The 20095-nt window shown below is 71.4% G+C and carries 18 protein-coding genes; 9 read left to right on the top strand and 9 right to left on the bottom strand.

The genetic code is table 11. The features are described from left to right. The first annotated feature begins 32 nt into the window (after nt 1-32). The 6 genes from murJ (at nt 33) to trxA (ending at nt 8015) form a co-directional block, all read left to right on the top strand. Complete coding sequence (murJ, locus tag ACFYVJ_RS09555) at nt 33-2930, top strand: murein biosynthesis integral membrane protein MurJ (RefSeq protein ID WP_388888579.1); 2898 nt, start codon at nt 33-35, stop codon at nt 2928-2930. A 111-nt stretch (nt 2931-3041) separates the two neighbouring features. Then, entirely contained in the window at nt 3042-4874 is a 1833-nt protein-coding gene (locus ACFYVJ_RS09550; RefSeq protein ID WP_388888205.1) for a protein kinase family protein, read from the top strand. Between the two features lie 34 nt (nt 4875-4908). Beyond that, the gene (sigM, locus tag ACFYVJ_RS09545; protein WP_388888203.1) at nt 4909-5595 is read left to right on the top strand and encodes an RNA polymerase sigma factor SigM; all 687 of its coding nucleotides are present in this window, start codon (nt 4909-4911) and stop codon (nt 5593-5595) included. Beyond that, nucleotides 5592-6545 carry an anti-sigma factor family protein gene (locus tag ACFYVJ_RS09540; protein ID WP_388888200.1) on the top strand — a complete coding sequence of 318 codons (954 nt, stop codon included), beginning with the start codon at nt 5592-5594 and terminating at the stop codon, nt 6543-6545. The genes sigM and ACFYVJ_RS09540 overlap by 4 nt, the downstream gene beginning before the upstream one ends. Nucleotides 6546-6665: 120 nt before the next feature. Beyond that, entirely contained in the window at nt 6666-7643 is a 978-nt protein-coding gene (trxB, locus tag ACFYVJ_RS09535) for a thioredoxin-disulfide reductase (RefSeq protein ID WP_388888197.1), read from the top strand. Between the two features lie 12 nt (nt 7644-7655). Then, nucleotides 7656-8015 carry a thioredoxin gene (gene trxA / locus ACFYVJ_RS09530; RefSeq protein ID WP_346429540.1) on the top strand — a complete coding sequence of 120 codons (360 nt, stop codon included), beginning with the start codon at nt 7656-7658 and terminating at the stop codon, nt 8013-8015. Nucleotides 8016-8128: 113 nt separating this feature from the next. Here trxA and ACFYVJ_RS09525 read toward each other — a convergent pair whose 3' ends face one another. From ACFYVJ_RS09525 to rpmH, 9 genes are all read right to left on the bottom strand, one after another. Then, nucleotides 8129-8746, bottom strand: coding sequence for a GNAT family N-acetyltransferase (locus tag ACFYVJ_RS09525; RefSeq protein WP_101423432.1), 618 nt, complete (start codon nt 8744-8746; stop codon nt 8129-8131). A 122-nt stretch (nt 8747-8868) separates the two neighbouring features. Continuing rightward, nucleotides 8869-9969, bottom strand: coding sequence for a ParB/RepB/Spo0J family partition protein (locus ACFYVJ_RS09520; protein WP_388888194.1), 1101 nt, complete (start codon nt 9967-9969; stop codon nt 8869-8871). Beyond that, the gene (locus tag ACFYVJ_RS09515; RefSeq protein WP_388888191.1) at nt 9966-11009 is read right to left on the bottom strand and encodes a ParA family protein; all 1044 of its coding nucleotides are present in this window, start codon (nt 11007-11009) and stop codon (nt 9966-9968) included. The genes ACFYVJ_RS09520 and ACFYVJ_RS09515 overlap by 4 nt, the downstream gene beginning before the upstream one ends. A 236-nt stretch (nt 11010-11245) precedes the next feature. Continuing rightward, the gene (gene rsmG, locus ACFYVJ_RS09510) at nt 11246-11974 is read right to left on the bottom strand and encodes a 16S rRNA (guanine(527)-N(7))-methyltransferase RsmG (RefSeq protein ID WP_047016799.1); all 729 of its coding nucleotides are present in this window, start codon (nt 11972-11974) and stop codon (nt 11246-11248) included. 115 nt (nt 11975-12089) lie between these two features. Next, entirely contained in the window at nt 12090-12605 is a 516-nt protein-coding gene (locus ACFYVJ_RS09505) for a R3H domain-containing nucleic acid-binding protein (RefSeq protein ID WP_101426451.1), read from the bottom strand. A gap of 56 nt (nt 12606-12661) precedes the next feature. Continuing rightward, entirely contained in the window at nt 12662-13933 is a 1272-nt protein-coding gene (gene yidC, locus ACFYVJ_RS09500) for a membrane protein insertase YidC (protein ID WP_388888188.1), read from the bottom strand. A 3-nt stretch (nt 13934-13936) separates the two neighbouring features. Beyond that, nucleotides 13937-14221 carry a membrane protein insertion efficiency factor YidD gene (yidD, locus tag ACFYVJ_RS09495; protein ID WP_018838819.1) on the bottom strand — a complete coding sequence of 95 codons (285 nt, stop codon included), beginning with the start codon at nt 14219-14221 and terminating at the stop codon, nt 13937-13939. After that, the gene (rnpA, locus tag ACFYVJ_RS09490; protein ID WP_047020124.1) at nt 14218-14586 is read right to left on the bottom strand and encodes a ribonuclease P protein component; all 369 of its coding nucleotides are present in this window, start codon (nt 14584-14586) and stop codon (nt 14218-14220) included. The genes yidD and rnpA overlap by 4 nt, the downstream gene beginning before the upstream one ends. A gap of 15 nt (nt 14587-14601) precedes the next feature. After that, on the bottom strand, nt 14602-14739 hold the full coding sequence (gene rpmH, locus ACFYVJ_RS09485) for a 50S ribosomal protein L34 (protein ID WP_027741629.1): 138 nt from the start codon (nt 14737-14739) through the stop codon (nt 14602-14604). A 370-nt stretch (nt 14740-15109) separates the two neighbouring features. On the opposite strand from rpmH, the gene dnaA reads away from it, so the two are divergent. From dnaA to gnd, 3 genes are all read left to right on the top strand, one after another. Beyond that, a complete protein-coding gene (dnaA, locus tag ACFYVJ_RS09480) occupies nt 15110-17068 on the top strand; it encodes a chromosomal replication initiator protein DnaA (protein WP_388888183.1) in 1959 nt (652 codons plus the stop codon). An 894-nt stretch (nt 17069-17962) separates the two neighbouring features. Continuing rightward, on the top strand, nt 17963-19102 hold the full coding sequence (dnaN, locus tag ACFYVJ_RS09475; RefSeq protein WP_388888181.1) for a DNA polymerase III subunit beta: 1140 nt from the start codon (nt 17963-17965) through the stop codon (nt 19100-19102). 23 nt (nt 19103-19125) lie between these two features. Further along, a complete protein-coding gene (gene gnd, locus ACFYVJ_RS09470) occupies nt 19126-20037 on the top strand; it encodes a phosphogluconate dehydrogenase (NAD(+)-dependent, decarboxylating) (protein WP_388888576.1) in 912 nt (303 codons plus the stop codon). Nucleotides 20038-20095 lie beyond the last annotated feature (58 nt).

Here is a 20095-nt window from a genome sequence, read left to right as displayed (position 1 = left end):
TCCAGGCCGGCCATGACCCTTGTGGGGTGTCGATGAACGCGCCGTACGACGGTGACCGCAGTCAGGGCACCGGCGATCCCGCGAACCTTCCGCCCGCCGGGTCGCCTCCGCCTGCCCACCAGCAGTCCCCGGCCGACCAGCAGAACGCCGATCCGTACGCGCCCGACCCCTACGCGCAGCCCGTCCAGGACCCGTACGCGCAGTACCAGCAGGAGCACTACGCCCCGCCCGCCGACCCCCGGGACCCGTACGGCCAGGGCGCCCCGGGCCACTTTGGACAGCCCGCCGCTCCCGACCCCTACGCCCAGCACCCGCCCCAGGCCCAGCAGGGGCCGCAGGACCCGTACGCGCAGCCCGGTCAGCACGGTCAGCCCGGCCAGTACGCACAGCCCGCTCAGCACGGCCAGCACGGCCAGCACGGCCAGCACGGCCAGCACGGCCAGCAGCCCCACTACGGGCAGCCGCAGCCGCCGCAGCACGGTGGGCCCCCGCAGCAGGGCCACCCCGATCAGTACGGCCGGCCCGCGCCCCCGGCGCACCAGGGGCAGCAGCCCGGCGGCCAGCACCCGCCCGACCCGTACGGCAGGCAGGGCCAGGACCCCTACGGGCGGCCCGCGGACCCGTACGGCCGCCCCGCCGACCCGTACGCCGCCGGCCCCCAGGCCCCCGCCCCGCAGGCGCCGCACGACCCCCGCTCCCCGTACCAGCAGAGCGACCCGCGGGCCCCGCACTACCCGCAGCAGCCGCACCACCCCCAGGGCGGGCAGCCGCAGCACCCGCACGCCGACCCCCGGGACCCGTACGGCCAGGCCGCCGCCTCCCAGGCCGCGGCCGGCCCGTCAGCGCCCTACGCCCACGACCCGTACCTCCAGGACGCCTACGCGCCCGACCCGTACCAGCAGCGCGCCGACCCCCTCGGCGACGCGCTCTACGACCACGCCGCCCACCCTCCGCCGCCCGCGGGCAGTCAGCCCGCCGCCCAGCCGCCGTACCAGCAGCCGCCCTCGCCGCACTACCGCACGGACCCCCGCCAGTGGGCCGACCCGCCCGCGCCCGAGCCCGACGGACCCACCCGGCACCTGCGCTACGGCGACGAGACCACGCAGTTCGTCGGCGTCGACGACCTCGTCACCGGGGCCGGCGGGTTCACCGGGGCCGGCGGGCCGGGGCAGCCGGAGCCGGACGCCTTCGCCCACCTCTTCCGCGACCAGCGCGCCCCGCAGCCGCCGCCGCTGGGCCTGCAGCCGCAGCCCGCGGCGCCCGCGCCCGTACCGCCGCAGCGCCGCGGCGGCCGCGTCGCGAGCCTGGCGCGCTCCAGCGCCGTCATGGCCGCCGGCACCCTCGTCTCGCGCATCACGGGGTTCCTGCGCACGCTGGTGATCTCCGCGGCCCTGGGCGTCGCGGTCCTCGGCGACACCTACACCGTCGCGTACACGCTGCCGACGATGATCTACATCCTCACCATCGGCGGCGGCCTCAACTCCGTTTTCGTCCCGCAGCTCGTGCGCGCGATGAAGAACGACCCCGACGGCGGCATCGCCTACGCGAACCGGCTGCTGACCCTCGTCTCGGTGATCCTCGGCGGGATGGTCCTCGTCGCCGTGTTCGCCGCCCCGCTGCTCATCCGCGCGATGTCGGTGAAGATCGCCGACAACCCGCACTCCAACGAGGTCGCGATCACCTTCGCGCAGTACTGCCTGCCCACCATCTTCTTCATGGGCATCCACGTGGTGATGGGGCAGATCCTCAACGCGCGCGGCAGCTTCGGCCCGATGATGTGGACGCCGGTCCTCAACAACATCGTCATCATCGCCACCTTCGGCCTCTTCCTCTGGGTCTACGGCACCTCCGACTCCTCGGCGATGGACGAGACCACCATCCCGGGGGAGGGCGTGCGGCTCCTCGGCGTCGGCACCCTCCTGGGCCTCGTGGTGCAGTCGCTGGCGATGATCCCGTACCTGCGGCAGACGGGCTTCAAGATCCGGCCGCGCTTCGACTGGAAGGGCCACGGCCTCGGCAAGGCGGCCAAGCTCGCCAAGTGGACGTTCCTCTTCGTCCTCGCCAACCAGGCCGGGATGCTCGTCGTCACGCAGCTCGCCACCTGGGCCGGCGAGTCCGCCGCCGAGGTGGGCCACAAGGGCACCGGCATCATGGCCTTCCAGAACGCGCTGCTGATCTGGCAGATGCCGCAGGCGATCATCACCGTGTCGGTGATGGCCGCGATGCTGCCGCGCATCTCCCGGGCCGCCTCCGACGGCGACCCCAACGCGGTGCGCGACGACATCTCGCACGGCCTGCGCACCTCGGCCGTCGCCATCGTGCCGATCGCCTTCGCGCTCGTCGCGCTCGGCATCCCGATGTGCACCCTGCTCTTCGCCGCGGTCGGCAGCGACGCCGCCACCTCGATCGGGTACGTCCTGATGGCCTTCGGCCTCGGGCTGATCCCCTTCTCCGTGCAGTACGTCGTCCTGCGCGGCTTCTACGCCTACGAGGACACCCGCACGCCCTTCTACAACACCCTGATCGTCGCCGCGGTCTTCGCGACCGGCTCGGCGATCTCCTTCGTCCTGCTGCCCGACCGGCACGCGGTCATCGGCATGGCCGCCTGCTACGGCGTCGCCTACATGGTCGGCGTCGGCGTCGCCTGGCGGCGGCTGAAGCAGCGGATGGGGACCAACGACCTGGACGGCGCCCACGTCGTGCGCACGTACGCCCGCCTCATCGGCGCCAGCATCCCGGCGGCGCTCGCCGGCGGCGCGACCGCATGGGCCGTGACGGACAAGCTCGGCGAGGGCGTCACGGGGTCCCTCGCGGCGCTCGTCGCCGGCTCGCTCGTGCTCGGCGCGATCTTCTACGTGGCCGCCCGGCGGATGCGGATCCAGGAGCTGAACGCGATGATGGGGATGGTCCGCGGCCGCCTCGGCCGGTAACCGGGGGCACAACCTTCCGTCATCGCCGTGTGTCGTGGATGACGTGAGGCTGTGGGCACAATTGTCATGGCGCGGCTGTACGACACGAGAGTTGGGGAGGCAGGAACGGCGGTGGCGGAACGGAGCACGGCAGCCGTCGACGGCTCGGCGGCCGACCGCAGCGATGCGGCCGACACGACTGGGGCGGCGGACACGGAAGACCCAACGGGCGCCGCGGAGACGCCCGCTGCCGAGGCCCCTGCCGCGGCAGCCCCCGACTCCGGCGCCGCGGACGCCGCCGAGACGGACAGCAGTGATGCCCGGCCGGCCGCCGGGGACACGGCCGCGGCGGAGCCTCCCGCCGCGAACGCGCCGGCCGCGGAGCCGCCCGCGCCCGCAGAGCCCCCGCGGGCCGGCGTTCCCGTCGCCGACATGCACAGCGGCCACAAGCTCGCCGACCGCTACCGGCTGGAGGAGTGCGTCACCCGCCTCGACGGCTTCAGCAGTTGGCGCGCGGTCGACGAGAAACTCCGCCGCGCCGTCGGCGTCCACGTCCTGGCCGCCGGGCACGACCACGCCGAGGCCGTCCTCGACGCCGCCCGCGCGGCGGCCCTCATCGGCGACCCGCGCTTCGTCCAGGTCCTCGACGCCGTCGAGGAGGACAACGTCGTCTACGTGGTCCACGAATGGCTCCCTGACGCCACCGAGTTGTCCACGCTGCTCGCCGGCGGCGCGCCGATGGAGCCGCACGAGGCGTACGAACTCGTCACGCAGGTCTCCCAGGCGCTGGCCGCCGCCCACCGCAAGGACCTCGCGCACCTCAGGCTCACCCCGTCGGCCGTGCTGCGGACGGGCAGCGGGCAGTGGCGCATCCGCGGGCTCTCCGTCCACGCGGCGCTCCACGGCACCGAGGCGGACGACCCGCAGCGCACCGACACCGAGGCCGTCGGCGCGCTGCTGTACGCCGCGCTGACGGGTCGCTGGCCGTACGAGGGGGACGCCTACGGGCTGGCCGGGCTGCCCAAGCACGTGGGTCTCATCGCGCCGGAGAAGGTACGCGCGGGGGTGCACCGCGGGCTCTCGGAGCTGGCCATGCGCGCGCTCGCGGCCGGCTCCCCCGCCGCGGCGGCGCACCCGCGGCCGTGCACCACGCCCGCGGAGCTGAGCGCCGCCTGCGCCGAGCTCCCGCGTATCCGCCCGCCGGAGCAGCAGTACCCGCGGTCCGCGCCGTACCAGCAGACGACGTACCAGCAGGGCTACGCGCAGAGCGGCGGCCGCCCCGGCGGGCCCGCCACGCGCCCCGCCGCCGCCGTGCCGCCGCCCGCACCGCCCACGCTGCCGGGGCGGACCGGGAAGGCCGTGAAGTGGTGCGTGTCCGTGCTGCTGATCGTCGCGCTGGCCCTCGGCAGTTGGCAGCTCGCCGACGCCCTCATCAACCACGACGGCAGCAGCGGCGACACCGGCAACTCCGCGGCGCAGCCCGGCGGGGGCGGTGGCTCCGGCAGCGGCCGCGAGGGCGGCAAGCCGGTGGAGATCGAGAGCGCCCGGGACTTCGACCCGTACGGCACCGGCAGCGAGTCCCCGAGCAGCGTGCCCGCGGCCTTCGACTCCGACCCGTCGAGCTACTGGGAGACCAAGTGGTACACGAGCGCGGTCTTCGGGAACCTCAAGGAGGGCGTCGGGCTGGTCCTGGACCTCGGTGAGCCCAAGCGCGTCGGCAGCGTGAAGGTGTCCCTCATCGGCGACAGCAAGCTGACGGCCATGGCCACGCCGCAGGACACGGCGTCGATGCCGACGGATCTCGCCGGCTTCGAGGAGTTCGACGCGGCGGACGGCACCAATCTGACGCTCAAGCCCACCAAGCCGGTCGTCACCCAGTACGTTCTGCTGTGGCTCACGGAGATTCCGCCGTCGAACGAGGGCAACTTCCGTGGCAAGATCTCCGACATCCAGATTCGGAGCTGAGCGCGCAGCACTCGACCGGGGGGAGGGGTCGGCGTTGGAGAACGCCAGCGGCGGCGACGTCGACGACCGCACACTCCTCGCCCGCCATGTCTCCGGTGAGGACCCGCACGCCTTCGCCGAGATCGTCCGGCGCCACCGGGACCGGCTGTGGGCGGTGGCGCTGCGCACCCTCGGCGACCGCGAAGAGGCCGCGGACGCGGTGCAGGACGCGCTGCTCTCCGCGTTCCGCGCGGCGCACACCTTCCGCGGCCAGTCCGCCGTCACCACCTGGCTGCACCGCATCACCGTGAACGCCTGCCTGGACCGGGCCCGCAAGGCAGCCAGCCGCCGCGCGGCACCGGTCGCGGACACCGAGCACTTCGAGCAGTTGCTGGAGCCGGAGGAGTCCGCTGAGGCGCCCGCGGAGCGGGAGGACACCGGCCGGGAGCTACGCGAGGCGCTGGCGACCCTGCCCGTGGAGCAGCGAGCCGCCCTGGTGCTCGTCGACATGGCGGGCTATCCCGTCGCGGAGGCCGCCGACATCCTCGGCGTTCCCGCGGGTACCGTGAAGAGCCGCTGCGCCCGCGGTAGGGCCCGTCTCCTTCCTCTCGTACGTCATCTGCGGCTGTCCGCCGCCGACTCCGCGACGGGCGGACGGAACCCGGCGCAGGGGACATCCGTCCCACCGACGACAGAGCAGAACGACGTACGCGCGGCGAAGGGTGGAGGTGAGAGGCCATGACGCAGCCCCCGCAGTCCTCCGGCGCCGACGACGGGCACCCGGAGGTCGAAGAACTGGCCGACCTCGCCGAGGGCCTGGCCTCCCCCGCCCGCACCCAGCAGCTCCACCGCCATCTCGACGAGTGCGCCACCTGCCGTGAGATCCAGGAGGCCCTCGACGGCGTCCGCGGCCTTCTCGGCAGCCTCCCGGAGCCTGCCCCGATGCCCGCCGATATCGCGGGGCGAATCGACGCCGCGCTGGCGGCCGAGGCGCGCTACGACGCCGATGTGTCCGCCGTCGATGTTTCACGTGAAACCGCGCCGTCGGCGACCCAGGTGCCGGCACCGCGCGAGGCCGTTTCACGTGAAACACGACCCAGCCGCTCGCACCGCCGGCCCTCCGGCCACCGCACGGACGCCACCGGCCCCGGCCGACGCGCGCGGCGCTGGCCGCGCGCCCTCCTCGGCGCCGCCGGGGCGGCCGCGCTCGTCGCGCTTACCGTCGTCCTCATCCAGCTCCCGGAGACGGGCGATGGCGACGACAGCGCCGCAGACATGACGGCCAGCCAAGAGCAGTCCCAGGGGAACGCCCCGAAGGTCGCGCCGAGCGACGCCGGCCAGGGGCCGCTGAGCGCCGACTCGCTGGAGTCCCGGGTCCTCGGCATGCTCCAGCCCGAGCGGCGCGAGGGCGGCGGTGCCGGCCAGGGCACGCCCGAAAGCGGCGACGACCCGTTCGTCGCCGAGGGGGACGCCGCGCAGATGCCCGACTGCGTGCGGGCCGCCGTCAACCGCACCGAGGCGCCCCTCGCGGCCGAGACCGACACGTACGAGGGAACGCCCGTGTACGTCGTCGTGCTGCCGCACCCCGGCGACGCTCAGCGAGTGGACGCCTACGTGGTGGATTCTTCCTGCGCAGCCTCCCCGGACCGGTCGGGCGAGATTCTGCACCGCGACACCTTCCGGCGACCCTGAGCCGCGCCCACCCGCCCGCGGGAATGTCCGGCCCGTAGGATCCGTTGGGTGGGTGAGAGGGACAGGACGCAAGGCGGTCCCCGCCCCTTCAGGCAGCCGGTCGTAGACAAGGAAGAGTCCGTGAGCGACGTTCGCAACGTGATCATCATCGGCTCGGGGCCGGCGGGCTATACCGCCGCGCTGTACACCGCCCGCGCCGCGCTGCAGCCGCTGGTCTTCGAAGGCGCCGTCACCGCGGGTGGCGCGCTCATGAACACCACGGACGTGGAGAACTTCCCCGGGTTCCGCGACGGGATCATGGGTCCGGATCTGATGGACAACATGCGGGCACAGGCGGAGCGCTTCGGCGCCGAGCTCGTCCCCGACGACGTGGTGTCCGTAGACCTCACCGGCGACATCAAGACCGTCACCGACACCGCGGGCACGGTGCACCGTGCGCGGACCGTGATCGTCTCCACCGGGTCGCAGCACCGCAAGCTGGGGCTGCCCCGTGAGGACGAGCTGTCCGGCCGGGGCATCTCGTGGTGTGCCACCTGTGACGGCTTCTTCTTCCGCGAGCAGGACATCGTGGTCGTCGGCGGTGGCGACACCGCGATGGAGGAGGCCACCTTCCTCTCCCGCTTCGCCAAGAGCGTCACCGTCGTCCACCGCCGGGACAGCCTGCGCGCCAGCAAGGCGATGCAGGAGCGGGCCTTCGCGGACCCGAAGATCTCGTTCATCTGGGACAGCGAGGTCTCCGCCATCCAGGGCGGCGACAAGCTCTCCGGTCTGACCCTCAGGAACACCACGACCGGCGAGGAGTCCGAGATCGCGGTCACGGGTCTGTTCATCGCCATCGGGCACGACCCGCGCACGGAGCTGTTCAAGGGGCAGTTGGAGCTGGACGGGGAGGGCTACCTCACGGTCGACGCCCCCTCGACGCGCACCAACCTCGCCGGGGTCTTCGCATCGGGCGACGTTGTCGACCACACCTACCGCCAGGCGATCACCGCCGCCGGGACGGGTTGCTCTTCGGCGCTGGACGCCGAGCGCTACCTCGCCGCGATCGCCGACAAGGAGAAGTCGGCGGAGCCGGAGAAGGTCGCAGACGCCGTCTGAGACCGAGCAGCCATCAACGCACAACGACGTAAGGAGTACGCCATGGCCGGTGCCACGGTGACCGCAACCGATGCGGACTTCGAGGAGAAGGTCCTCAAGAGCGACAAGCCCGTACTGGTGGACTTCTGGGCTGCCTGGTGCGGCCCGTGCCGCCAGATCGCTCCGTCGCTCGAGGCCATCGCCGCGGAGAACCCCGAGAAGATCACCATCGTCAAGCTCAACATCGACGAGAACCCGGCGACGGCCGCGAAATACGGCATCATGTCGATCCCGACGATGAACGTCTACCAGGGTGGCGAGGTCGTGAAGACCATCGTCGGCGCCAAGCCGAAGACCGCCCTGGAGCGCGACCTCAGCGAGTTCATCGGCTGACGCAGCGGTCCTCGTTTCACGTGAAACGTGCGCGTGCCGCGTGAAACGCAGTCGCCGACAGCCGAAGGGCCCGTCCCCGTGGGGACGGGCCCTTCGTCGTGCCGGGACGCGGGTCAGAGCGGCCGCAGCACCGGATCCTTGCGTGCGCCGCCGAGTAGCTTGTCGAGCGCCAGCTCCACGTCCTCCTTCCAGGAGATCGCGGAGCGCAGCTCCAGCCGCATCCGGGGATGGCGGTAGTGGGGCCGTACGGTCTTGAAGCCGACCGCGACCAGATGGTCCGCCGGCAGCACGCACGCGGGCTCCTTCCAGGCCGCGTCTCCGAACGCCTCGACGGCTTTGACGCCCCGGCGCAGCAGATCCTTCGCGACGGTCTGGACGAGGGTCCGGCCCAGGCCCTGCCCCTGATATCCCGGGTTCAGCCACGCGGTCATGAGCTGGACGGCGTCCGCCGACACCGGGCTCGTCGGGAAGGCCAAGGAGCGGGGCACGTAGGCGGGCGGGGCGTACATCACGAACCCGGCCGGCACATCGTCGACGTAGAGGACCCGGCCGCAGGAACCCCACTCCAGCAGAACGGAGGAGATCCAGGCTTCCTTCTCCCGCTCCGGATGCCCGGACTTGGCGGCCGCTTCACCGCTGACGGGATCCAGCTCCCAGAAGACACACGAGCGGCATCGCCGGGGGAAGTCCGGGAGATTGTCCAGGGTGAGCGGTACGAGCCTTCGCCCCATGCAGCCCGATCCTCTCCTTCACCGGCATCCCCCTCGATACCCGTATGCATCGTATCCGGAGACGACAAAACAGGCCGCGGATTCCATCCGCGGCCTGTCTCGTGGGGATCGACGGGAGGGGGTCACTCGTCCTCGTCGGCGTCCTCGTCGCTCAGCTTCTTCTCCAGCACCCTGCCCTCGCCGGGCGCCATCGACCCGAGGATGCGCTCCAGATCCTCTATCGAGGCGAACTCGACGACGATCTTCCCCTTCTTCTGCCCCAGGTCGACCTTCACCCGGGTCTCGAAGCGGTCGGAGAGCCGGGACGCCAGATCGGTCAGCGCCGGAGACATCCGGTTGCCCGCCCGTGGCGCCTTCGGCCGGCGCCCGGTCTTGGGCTCCGACGCCATCAGGGTCACGATCTCCTCGACGGCCCGCACCGACAGCCCCTCGGCCACGATGCGATGCGCCAGCCGATCCTGCTCGCTGGCGTCCTCCACGGACAGCAGCGCCCGCGCATGGCCCGCCGAGATCACCCCGGCCGCCACCCGCCGCTGGACGGGCGGCGAGAGCCGCAGCAGCCGCAGCGTGTTGGAGACCTGGGGACGGGAGCGGCCGATCCGGTCGGCGAGCTGGTCGTGCGTGCACTCGAAGTCCCGCAGCAACTGGTCGTAGGCGGCGGCCTCTTCCAGCGGGTTGAGCTGTGCTCGATGCAGGTTCTCGAGCAGCGCGTCCAGGAGGAGCTTCTCGTCGTCCGTGGCGCGGACGATCGCGGGAATCCGCTCCATGCCCGCCTCGCGGCAGGCACGCCAGCGGCGCTCACCCATGACCAGCTCATAGCGGTCCGAGCCCAGCCGGCGGACGACGACCGGCTGGAGGAGCCCGACCTCCTGGATGGAGGTGACCAGTTCGGCGAGGGAGTCCTCGTCGAATACCTCACGGGGCTGCCGCGGGTTCGGCGTGATGGCGTCCAGCGGAACCTCGGCGAAGTGCGCACCGGCCACTTCGCCGCTGTCCGCGGCACCCTCGACGGCCGGCGGCGCCTCGTAGGCGTGCTCCGGCGGCACCTGCTCCTCGTACCCCTCAGGCTCGGGCTGCGGCGCCCGCTCCGACACTATGACCGGCACCGCTCCCGGCGACATGGTGGCGCCGCCGACCAGCGGTCCCGAGTCATCGGCGGGAGTGGGAGCGGCGGGGATCAGAGCCCCCAGCCCGCGACCCAGCCCTCTGCGTCGTTCCGTCACTGAGCCCCTCCGTCGTGCCGCTCGTGATGAGCTTCGCCCTGTCTGGGCATACCGCGCAGGGCCATCTCACGGGCCGCCTCCAGATAGGAGAGCGAGCCGCTCGACCCGGGATCGTAGGTGAGGACCGTCTGTCCGTAGCTCGGTGCCTCGGAGATACGCACCGAGCGCGGGATGCTGGTCCTCAGCACCTCGTTGCCGAAGTGGCCGCGGACCTCGTCCGCCACCTGGGAGGCCAGCCGCGTCCTCCCGTCGTACATCGTGAGGAGGATCGTCGACACGTGGAGCCGGGGGTTGAGATGCCCGCGCACCAGGTCGACGTTGTGGAGCAGTTGGCCCAGCCCCTCCAGCGCGTAGTACTCGCACTGGATGGGGATGAGCACCTCGTTGCCCGCCACCATGGCGTTGACGGTCAACAGGCCGAGCGAGGGCGGGCAGTCGATGAAGATGTAGTCCAACGGCTGCTCGTAGGCGTCGATCGCGCGCTTCAGCCGGCTCTCGCGTGCTACCAGCGAGACCAACTCGATCTCCGCGCCCGCGAGATCGATGGTCGCCGGCGCACAGAACAGCCCCTCGACATCGGGGACCGGCTGCACCACCTCGGCCAGCGGCCTGGCCTCCACCAGCACGTCGTAGACCGACGGCACCTCCGCGTGGTGGTCGACGCCCAGTGCGGTCGAGGCATTGCCCTGCGGATCGAGGTCGACGACCAGCACCCGGGCCCCGTGGAGGGCCAGTGAGGCCGCCAGATTGACCGTGGTGGTGGTCTTACCGACCCCGCCCTTCTGGTTGGCGACGACCATCACCCGGGTCTGCTCGGGGCGCGGCAGACCCTGGCCGGCCCGCCCGAGCGCCTCTACGGCGAGTTGAGCGGCACGGCCGATCGGAGTGTCGTCCATGGGAGGCGGTGTTTCACGTGAAACATCCGCCGATTCGGAGCGGGGACCGGGGACCGGATCGGCCATCGGCCCCGCGACATTGGCGTCGGACCGCAAGGATTCACTCTCCTCGACTTCAGACTCGCACTGCACAGAGCCTGCCATGCTTTCGGGGTCGCGAACCAGCGAGGCCCGTTCTCCTGTGGATGATTCCTTATCCACAGCCGACTCGCGGGCCTCTAGGGCACCGCGTCCTCGGCTGAGGATCCCGGGGAGCAACGAACGATGTTTCACGTGAAACACGATGCACAGCCCCGCGGGCACCACCGCAGCGACACTCCGGTGTATGTACGGTAGGCGGCTTTAATGGACCGATCGGCCCTCTTTCGGATACGAGCAGACTAACGGCGTCGGCCGTGCCCGCCGCGACCGCCCTTACGAGCGGCGCGGGCCCGCTTGGCGGCGAAGCGCACGCCCCCGGGACTCTCGCCCACCACGGCCCGCACGACGGTCGCCGGCGGGTCCACTACATCGGCTCCGACCTGCACGATCTCGGTCTCCGTCACGCCGAGCTTGTGCAGCGCGGCCTTCGAGGCGCGCAGTTCTTCCTCGGCGCTCTCGCCCTTGAGCGCCAGCATCTCGCCGTACGGGCGCAGCAGGGGAACGCCCCAGCCGGCCAGCCGGTCCAGCGGGGCCACCGCCCGCGCGGTGACCACATGCACGGGCTCCAGCGTGCCGAGGACCTCCTCGGCCCGGCCGCGGACGACGGTCACCTGCTGCTCCAGCCCAAGCAGCTCGGTGACCTCCTGCAGAAACCGGGTACGCCGCAGCAGCGGCTCCAGCAGCGTGATCCGCAGGTCGGGACGGACGAGAGCCAGGGGGATGCCCGGCAGGCCGGCGCCCGAGCCCACGTCGCAGACCGCGACGCCGTCGGGCACCACTTCGGCGAGCACCGCGCAGTTCAGCAGGTGCCGCTCCCACAGCCGGGGGACCTCCCGCGGGCCGATCAGCCCGCGGGTCACCGCCGTGTCGGCCAGCAGCTCGGCGTAGCGCACCGCGTCCGGAAGGGCACCGCCGAAGACCTTGTCGGCGGCTTCCGGCGCCGGCGGCAGATCCGCAACTTCGGACACGGGAACGTCCTCTCGCTGGAGCACGGGCGGGCAGGCGGGCGACGGCAGGGGCAGGGGAGCGGTCTGGGCCGGTCGGATCAACCGGCCCAGGGGTGGAGCAGCAGCTACGTTCCGGTCAGGCCGGGAGTACGACCACGCGCCGCTCGGGCTCCTCGCCCTCCGACTCGCTGCGCAGCCCCGCGGCCTTCACCGCGTCGTGCACCACCTTGCGCTCGAACGGCGACATCGGCCGCAGCTTCTCCGGCTCACCGCTCTCTTTGACCCGCTCGACGGCCTCGGTGCCGAGCTCGGTCAGCTCCTCGCGCTTGCGCGCCCGGAACCCCGCGATGTCCAGCATCAGCCGGCTGCGGTCACCCGTCTCCCGGTGCACGGCCAGCCGGGTCAGCTCCTGCAGCGCCTCCAGCACCTCGCCTTCGCGCCCCACCAGCTTCTGCAGGTGGCGGTCCGACGACCCTTCGCCGATGATCGACACCGAGGCCCGGCCGCCCTCGACGTCCATGTCGATGTCGCCGTCGAGGTCTGCGATGTCGAGCAGCTCCTCCAGATAGTCGGCGGCGATCTCGCCTTCCTGCTCCAGGCGCGTCAGGACGTCCTCGGCCGTGGCCTCGGGCTGCTCGGGCTGGGCCTCGATCTCCGAACCGGTTTCGCCGGTCGCGGACGCGGTGTCCGTCACGTGGGGACTCCTTCTTACTTCTTCGACGGGTGCTTGGGCCGCTGCGGCCCCTTGCGCTGACCGGACTTCCCGTTACGGGCGTTGCCACCCGCACCGCCGCGGCCGGATGAGCCGCCCGCCTTCTTCTTCGCGGCGCTCGACGCGGGCTTCTTGTCCTCGGACCCCGCGGCGTCGTCCGCGCCCTCCTGGTCCTGGCCGGAGCCGCCGGACTGGGCATGGCTGCGGCGCTGGGACTTCGACTGCCGCTTCGGCTGCTGCCGCCGGCTGGGGTCGCCGCTGCCGGGCTTGGCGTCCGCCAGCGGCGTCTCGCTCTTGACGATGGTGCCGTCCGCCTGGGGCAGCAGGTCGTGCTTGGCGAGCGCGGAGACGAACTTCCGCTCGTCCTCGTTGCGGTCCTTGCCCTTGGCGACCATCTGCTTGACGACGTAGCGGTCGCGGCGGCCGCGCACGCCGCCGCGGTCGATGACGTGCTTCTGCATGCGCTCCAGCAGGTGCGCGTAGGACTTGCTGCCCGGCGTGGGGTTCCGCTTGATCACGTACATCTGCTGGCCCATGGACCAGACGTTGGTGGTCAGCCAGTAGATCAGGACGCCGACCGGGAAGTTGATGCCGAAGACGGCGAACATGATCGGGAAGATGTACATCAGCATCTTCTGCTGCTGCATGAACGGCGTCTTGACCGTGAGGTCGACGTTCTTCGTCATGAGCTGACGCTGCGTGTAGAACTGCGAACCCGACATCAGCACGATCATGATGACGGTGACGACCCGCACATCGGCGAGCGTGGCGCCGAGGCTCTCCACCTTGCCGGCGCTGTCCATGAACTTCGCCGCGATCGGGGCACCGAAGACGTGGGCCTGCCGGGCCTCCGCGACCTGCGAGGCGTTGAGGACGCCGACCTCGTTGTTGCCGGCGATCTTGTTCAGCACCTGGAAGAGCGCCAGGAAGAACGGTGACTGGGCGAGGATCGGAAGACAGCTCGAGAGCGGGTTGGTACCCGTCTCCCGGTACAGCTTCATCATCTCCTCGGACTGGCGCTGCTTGTCGCTCTTGTAGCGCTCCTGGATCGCCTTCATCTTCGGCTGGAGCACCTGCATGTTCCGCGTCGCCTTGATCTGCTTCACGAACAGCGGGATCAACGCGATCCGGATGACGACCACCAGCGCCACGATGGACAGCCCCCACGCCCAGCCGCTGGCCGGGTCGAAGACCAGGCTGAACAGCGAGTGGAACTGGACGATGATCCAGGAAACGGCGATATAGAGAGGTTTGAGGACCGTGTCCACGAATCAGGCTCCTTGGGCCTTGGGCTGCGTCTTGCCCAGGCGGCTGCGCAGCCGCTGGTGCCAGACCGGATGCTTGCGGGGCGGAACGTGATCGACCCCGCCGAGCGACCACGGGTTGCAGCGCAGGATGCGCCAGGCGGTCAGGCCCGTGCCTTTGACCGCACCGTGCAGCCTGATCGCCTCATAGCCGTAGTGCGAGCACGACGGGTAGTACTTGCAGACCGGCCCCAGCAGCGGGCTGATGGTCCACTGGTACAGCTTGATCAACCAAAGCAGCGGATACTTCATCGCGGCGCCCTTCCCAGCAACCGCCCCAGCGCTGCGTCCAGGTCATCGCGCAGCCGGTCGTAGCCGGCCTCCGCGGCGCCAGGCAGCGCCCGTACGACCACCAGGCTACCTGCGGGCAGCAGATCCAACCGATCCCGTAGGAGATGACGCAGGCGACGCTTGACGAGGTTGCGCGCGACCGCCGGTCCGACGGCCCTGCTGACGACGAAACCCGCACGCGTCGGGGAGGCGTCCTCCCCGGCGGCATGCGGGTCACCGCCGCTGTTCAGATGGACGACGAGCAGCGGGCGGCCGGCCCGTCGTCCGCGGCGTACCGCTCGGGCGAAGTCCTCGCGCCGCCGCAGCCGGTGCTCAGCGGGCAGCACGAGCACACCAAGGGGTCAGGCGGACAGGCGTGCGCGGCCCTTGTTGCGACGGGCCGTGACGATGGCACGGCCGGCGCGGGTACGCATACGCAGCCGGAAGCCGTGCGTCTTGGCACGCTTGCGGTTGTTCGGCTGGAAAGTGCGCTTGCTCACTCGGGGGCTCCAGAAGATTCGTCACGGGTGGTTAGGCGCCGAACGGCTGCCACCGTGCGCCCTCGAGCCGGCTCGTCATCGCCCGACACGTGACATGATCACTGTCGCGGCCTGAGACTGATCGGAGGCAGGCGGCAGCAGCCGTCGACATCTCGACCTCGATACGGTACGCGGGCAGCCGCCGTCCGGTCAAACCCGCCCTGTACGGCCGACACGCCACAGGACACTGTGCACAGCCTGTGGACAGCGACTTGAATGGGGCAGCTCGGCGTGACTACCGTGGCTGGACTTCCGACCCTTGCGCGGATCCATCCCACCCGTCCCGAGATCACACCTTCGTGACCTGCCGTGACCTGAAAGAGCGTGACCCGTGGCCGACCTGCCTGCCGATCTCGCTGCAGTGTGGCCACGCGTGCTCGAGCGGCTGCTCGCGGACGACCAGGGCATCGAGGCCAAGGACCACCGCTGGCTGCACGACTGCCAGCCGCTCGTCCTGGTCGCCGGGACCGCGGTGCTGGCCGTGCCCAACGAGTACGCGAAGGGCGTCTTCGAGGGCCGCCTCGCCTCCAAGATCACCGATGCGCTGAGCCACGCCTGCCACCAGCCCATCGGCCTGGCCGTCACCGTCAGCCCCGGCGAGCCGGAGTCGAGGCAGCCGCAGCAGGCCCCGCCGCCGCAGCCGGCCCCCGAGCCGGGCGGGCACGGCCCGCACGTACCCCGTCCCCAGCAGGGTCCGCAGCCGCCGGCGCACGAGCAGGCCGCGCACCCCGGCGCCCCGCACCTGCCGCTGCCGCACACCGCCGCGCAGCCCACGCACCAGACCCACCAGAGCCATCAGCCGCCGCACCAGGGCCACGGCGGGCCGCTGCCCGAGCCGCCGTACGACGCGTACAGCCGCCCGGCGCCCGGGGACGACCGCCTCCCCACCGCCGCCCCGACGTACCCCGAGTACGCCCAGCCGCGCCCGGCGCCGGCCGCCTGGCCCCGCGCCGACCACCACCCGGGCCCGCCCGGCGCCCAGCCGGACACCGCGGCCGGGACCGACGGCACCGACTTCTACTCGGCCCACGACCACCTCGCGCAGCGCCCCGCCCACGACCGGTACGCGCACCCTGGGGCCCACCCCGGCGGGCACGCGGGAGGCCACACAGCGGGCCACCCCGGCGGTCACAGCCCCTCCGGCGCCCCGATCCCGCCGATGGTGCAGGCCATGGGGAACGTCGAGCTGCCCGTGCCCAGCGGCGCGCCCGGCCCGCTCGCCGCCCAGCCCGCCCCGGCCACGGGACCCGGCGAGCCGACCGCGCGGCTGAACCCGAAGTACCTCTTCGACACGTTCGTCATCGGCGCCTCCAACCGCTTCGCGCACGCCGCCGCGGTGGCCGTCGCCGAGGCCCCGGCCAAGGCGTACAACCCGCTCTTCATCTACGGCGAGTCCGGCCTGGGCAAGACTCACCTGCTGCACGCCATCGGCCACTACGCCCGCAGCCTCTACCCCGGCACCCGGGTGCGGTACGTGAGCTCCGAGGAGTTCACCAACGAGTTCATCAACTCCATCCGCGACGGCAAGGCGGACACGTTCCGCAAGCGCTACCGCGACATGGACATCCTTTTGGTCGACGACATCCAGTTCCTGGCGAGCAAGGAGTCGACGCAGGAGGAGTTCTTCCACACCTTCAACACGCTGCACAACGCCAACAAGCAGATCGTGCTCTCCAGCGACCGGCCGCCCAAGCAACTGATCACCCTGGAGGACCGGCTCCGCAACCGCTTCGAGTGGGGCCTGATCACCGACGTGCAGCCGCCGGAGCTGGAGACCCGGATCGCGATCCTGCGGAAGAAGGCGGTCCAGGAGCAGTTGAACGCCCCGCCGGAGGTGCTGGAGTTCATCGCCTCCCGGATCTCCCGCAACATCCGCGAGCTGGAGGGCGCCCTGATCCGGGTCACGGCCTTCGCCTCGCTCAACCGGCAGCCGGTGGACCTCGGGCTCACCGAGATCGTGCTGAAGGACCTCATCCCCGGCGGCGAGGACGCGGCCCCGGAGATCACCGCGGCCGCCATCATGGCCGCCACCGCCGACTACTTCGGGCTGACGGTGGAGGACCTGTGCGGCTCCTCCCGCAGCCGCGTGCTGGTCACCGCGCGCCAGATCGCCATGTACCTGTGCCGGGAGCTGACGGACCTCTCCCTGCCGAAGATCGGCGCCCAGTTCGGCAACCGGGACCACACCACGGTCATGCACGCGGACCGCAAGATCCGGGCGCTGATGGCCGAGCGGCGCTCGATCTACAACCAGGTCACCGAGCTGACCAACCGCATCAAGAACAGCTAGCGGCCCCGCCGCCGTTCCGTACGTCCCACATCCCGCCCCGCGCCGCTCCACAGCGCCTCCCGGGGCCCCACGCGTCCTCCGGCGGCCGGTTCTGCACAGGTCTTCCGTACGCGTCCGGCCGCCCCCGGCGCGTACCCGAACAGCCGAGCCCCCGCCCGCTGTTCGATTCCCGGGCCTGACCAGGCACTTCTCCACACCTCGCCGGCTTTTCCGCCGTCCACACCCTGGGGATCGGCGAGTTACCCACGGGCGGGTGTGGACGCGGTCTGGACAACTCGCGTCCGCGCAGCTCATCGGGGTGTGGATTTGTGGGCGAGCGTTGCCCACAACCTGTGGACACCCACCGCCGGCCCGATCGGCGCCGAGCGCTGTCCACCGCGGAAGACCACTCACCCACAGAAAACCCCGCTCTGTACACAGCCTGTCCACAAGTTTGTCCACTGTTCGGCAACGCAACGCGCCCCTTCACCGGGTCGAGTGAAAGCCGTCACACCGAGAGGCGGGATTGGCTGTGCAGAAACCCGGGTAACTTTGGGGATGGAGCTGTGGCTAAGTGGCCCCCGCCTGTGAACGGCCTGTGTACAGCCGGGCATCGTCCACAGGAACAGCGGGTTATCCACTCTTCGTCCCCAACCCGCCTGTGGGCAAAATTCGCGGTCTGACCTGCGCAGACAGGGTTTTCCACGGTTTCCACAGCCCCTACTACTACCTCTACACGTAGCTAGCTCGGAATCCGCTTCGAAGCGGGGCCTGTGCACAAGTGCGGTCGACGGCCTCCAGGGGCGGCAGCGACGAGTTGACCCCGACCTGCCCCCTGTGTCGGTGCCGTGCGTCAGACTGGTCCCCCACACCAACCGAGCCGGCAAGGGCCGAGAGCACCAGGAGGCGGTCTCCGTGAAGATCCGGGTGGAGCGCGACGTACTCGCGGAGGCAGTGGCGTGGGCAGCGCGCAGCCTCCCGGCCCGGCCGCCCGCGCCGGTGCTCGCCGGACTGCTGCTGAAGGCCGACGGCGCGGACGGCGGGACGCTCAGCCTCTCCGGCTTCGACTACGAGGTGTCCGCCCGCGTCTCCGTCGAGGCGGACGTGGAGGAGGACGGCACGGTCCTCGTCTCCGGGCGGCTGCTCGCCGACATCTCGCGGGCACTTCCCAACCGGCCTGTGGAGATCTCCACCGAGGGCGTCCGGGTCACCGTGGTCTGCGGCTCCTCGCGATTCACACTCCACACCCTGCCTGTGGAGGAGTATCCGACGCTGCCCGAGATGCCGACCGCGACCGGCACGGTCTCCGGCGAGGTCTTCGCCGCCGCCGTCGCGCAGGTCGCCATCGCCGCCGGCCGGGACGACACCCTGCCGGTGCTCACGGGCGTGCGCATCGAGATCGAGGGCGACACGGTCACGCTGGCCTCCACCGACCGGTACCGCTTCGCGGTCCGCGAGTTCCTGTGGAAGCCGGAGACCGCCGACGCCTCCTCGGTGGCGCTCGTCCCCGCCAAGACGCTCCTGGACACGGCCAAATCGCTGACCAGCGGCGACATCGTGACGCTCGCGCTGTCGGGCGCCGGTGCGGGCGAGGGCCTGATCGGCTTCGAGGGCGCCGGCCGGCGGACGACGACGCGGCTGATCGAGGGCGACCTGCCGAAGTACCGCACGCTGTTCCCCACGGAGTTCAACTCGGTGGCGGTCATCGAGACCCCGCCGTTCGTCGAGGCCGTCAAGCGCGTGGCGCTGGTGGCCGAGCGGAACACGCCGGTGCGGCTGAGCTTCGAGCAGGGCGTGCTGACCCTGGAGGCCGGGTCGAGCGACGACGCACAGGCTGTGGAAAGGGTGGACGCGCAGTTGGAGGGCGACGACATCTCGATCGCCTTCAACCCGCTGTTCCTCCTCGACGGGCTGAGCGCGATCGACTCGCCCGCGGCGCAGCTCTCGTTCACGACGTCGACGAAGCCGGCGCTGCTCAGCGGCAAGCCTGCGCTCGACGCCGAGGCGGACGAGGCGTACAAGTACCTGATCATGCCCGTGCGGCTGAGCGGCTGAGGTCCGGCGTAGGCTCGGACCCGATAGAGGACGCACAGACGGACGAAGGGGCAGTGATGGAGCTCGGTCTTGTGGGTCTCGGCCGGATGGGCGGGAACATGCGTGAGCGCATCCGGCGCGCGGGCCACACCGTCGTGGGGTACGACCACCACCCGGACAGAGCCGATGTCCACAGCCTGCGGGAGCTTGTGGACGCGCTGCCCGCCCCGCGTGTGGTGTGGGTGATGGTGCCCGCGGGCGCGGCCACCCAGTCGACCGTCGACGGGCTGGCCGAGCTGCTGCAGCCCGGCGACGTGCTCGTGGACGGTGGCAACTCGCGCTGGACGGACGACGAGAAGCACGCCGAGGAGCTGGGTGCGAAGGGCATCGGCTTCGTGGACTGCGGCGTCTCCGGGGGCGTGTGGGGCCTGGAGAACGGCTACGCGCTGATGTACGGCGGCGACGCCGAGCACGTGGCGCGGGTGCAGCCGGTCTTCGACGCGCTGAAGCCGGAGGGCGAGTTCGGCGCCGTCCACGCCGGCAAGGTCGGCGCGGGGCACTTCGCGAAGATGGTCCACAACGGCATCGAGTACGCGATGATGCAGGCCTTCGCCGAGGGCTGGGAGCTGCTGGAGGCCGCGGACTCGGTCACCGACGTGCGCGAGGTCTTCCGCTCCTGGCAGGAGGGCACGGTCATCCGCTCCTGGCTGCTGGACCTGGCGGTCCGGGCGCTGGACGACGACGAGCACCTGGGCAAGCTCCGCGGGTACGCGGAGGACTCCGGCGAGGGCCGGTGGACCGTGGAGGCGGCGATCGACCACGCGGTGCCGCTGCCGGCCATCACGGCCTCGCTCTTCGCCCGGTTCGCCTCGCGCCAGGACGACTCGCCGCAGATGAAGATGATCGCCGCACTGCGGAACCAGTTCGGCGGCCACGCGGTCAAGGAGGAGAAGTAGCTCTGCCGGGCGGCCGCCGGGAGCGCCGGCCCGCTCTTCGCCCAAGCTGAATCGAAGC

Source organism: Streptomyces sp. NPDC004134 (assembly GCF_042874195.1).
Lineage (GTDB): Bacteria > Actinomycetota > Actinomycetes > Streptomycetales > Streptomycetaceae > Streptomyces.
Note: the sequence above shows the minus strand (reverse complement) of the source record. Positions and strands in the feature narration are given on the sequence as shown.

Coding starts and splice junctions, on each gene's coding strand:
- ACFYVJ_RS09540 (WP_388888200.1), top strand. CDS start 5,592: ATGACGCAGCCCCCGCAGTCCTCCGGCGCCGACGACGGGCACCCGGAG.
- ACFYVJ_RS09525 (WP_101423432.1), bottom strand. CDS start 8,746: ATGGGGCGAAGGCTCGTACCGCTCACCCTGGACAATCTCCCGGACTTC.
- yidD (WP_018838819.1), bottom strand. CDS start 14,221: ATGAAGTATCCGCTGCTTTGGTTGATCAAGCTGTACCAGTGGACCATC.
- murJ (WP_388888579.1), top strand. CDS start 33: ATGAACGCGCCGTACGACGGTGACCGCAGTCAGGGCACCGGCGATCCC.
- ACFYVJ_RS09515 (WP_388888191.1), bottom strand. CDS start 11,009: ATGGCAGGCTCTGTGCAGTGCGAGTCTGAAGTCGAGGAGAGTGAATCC.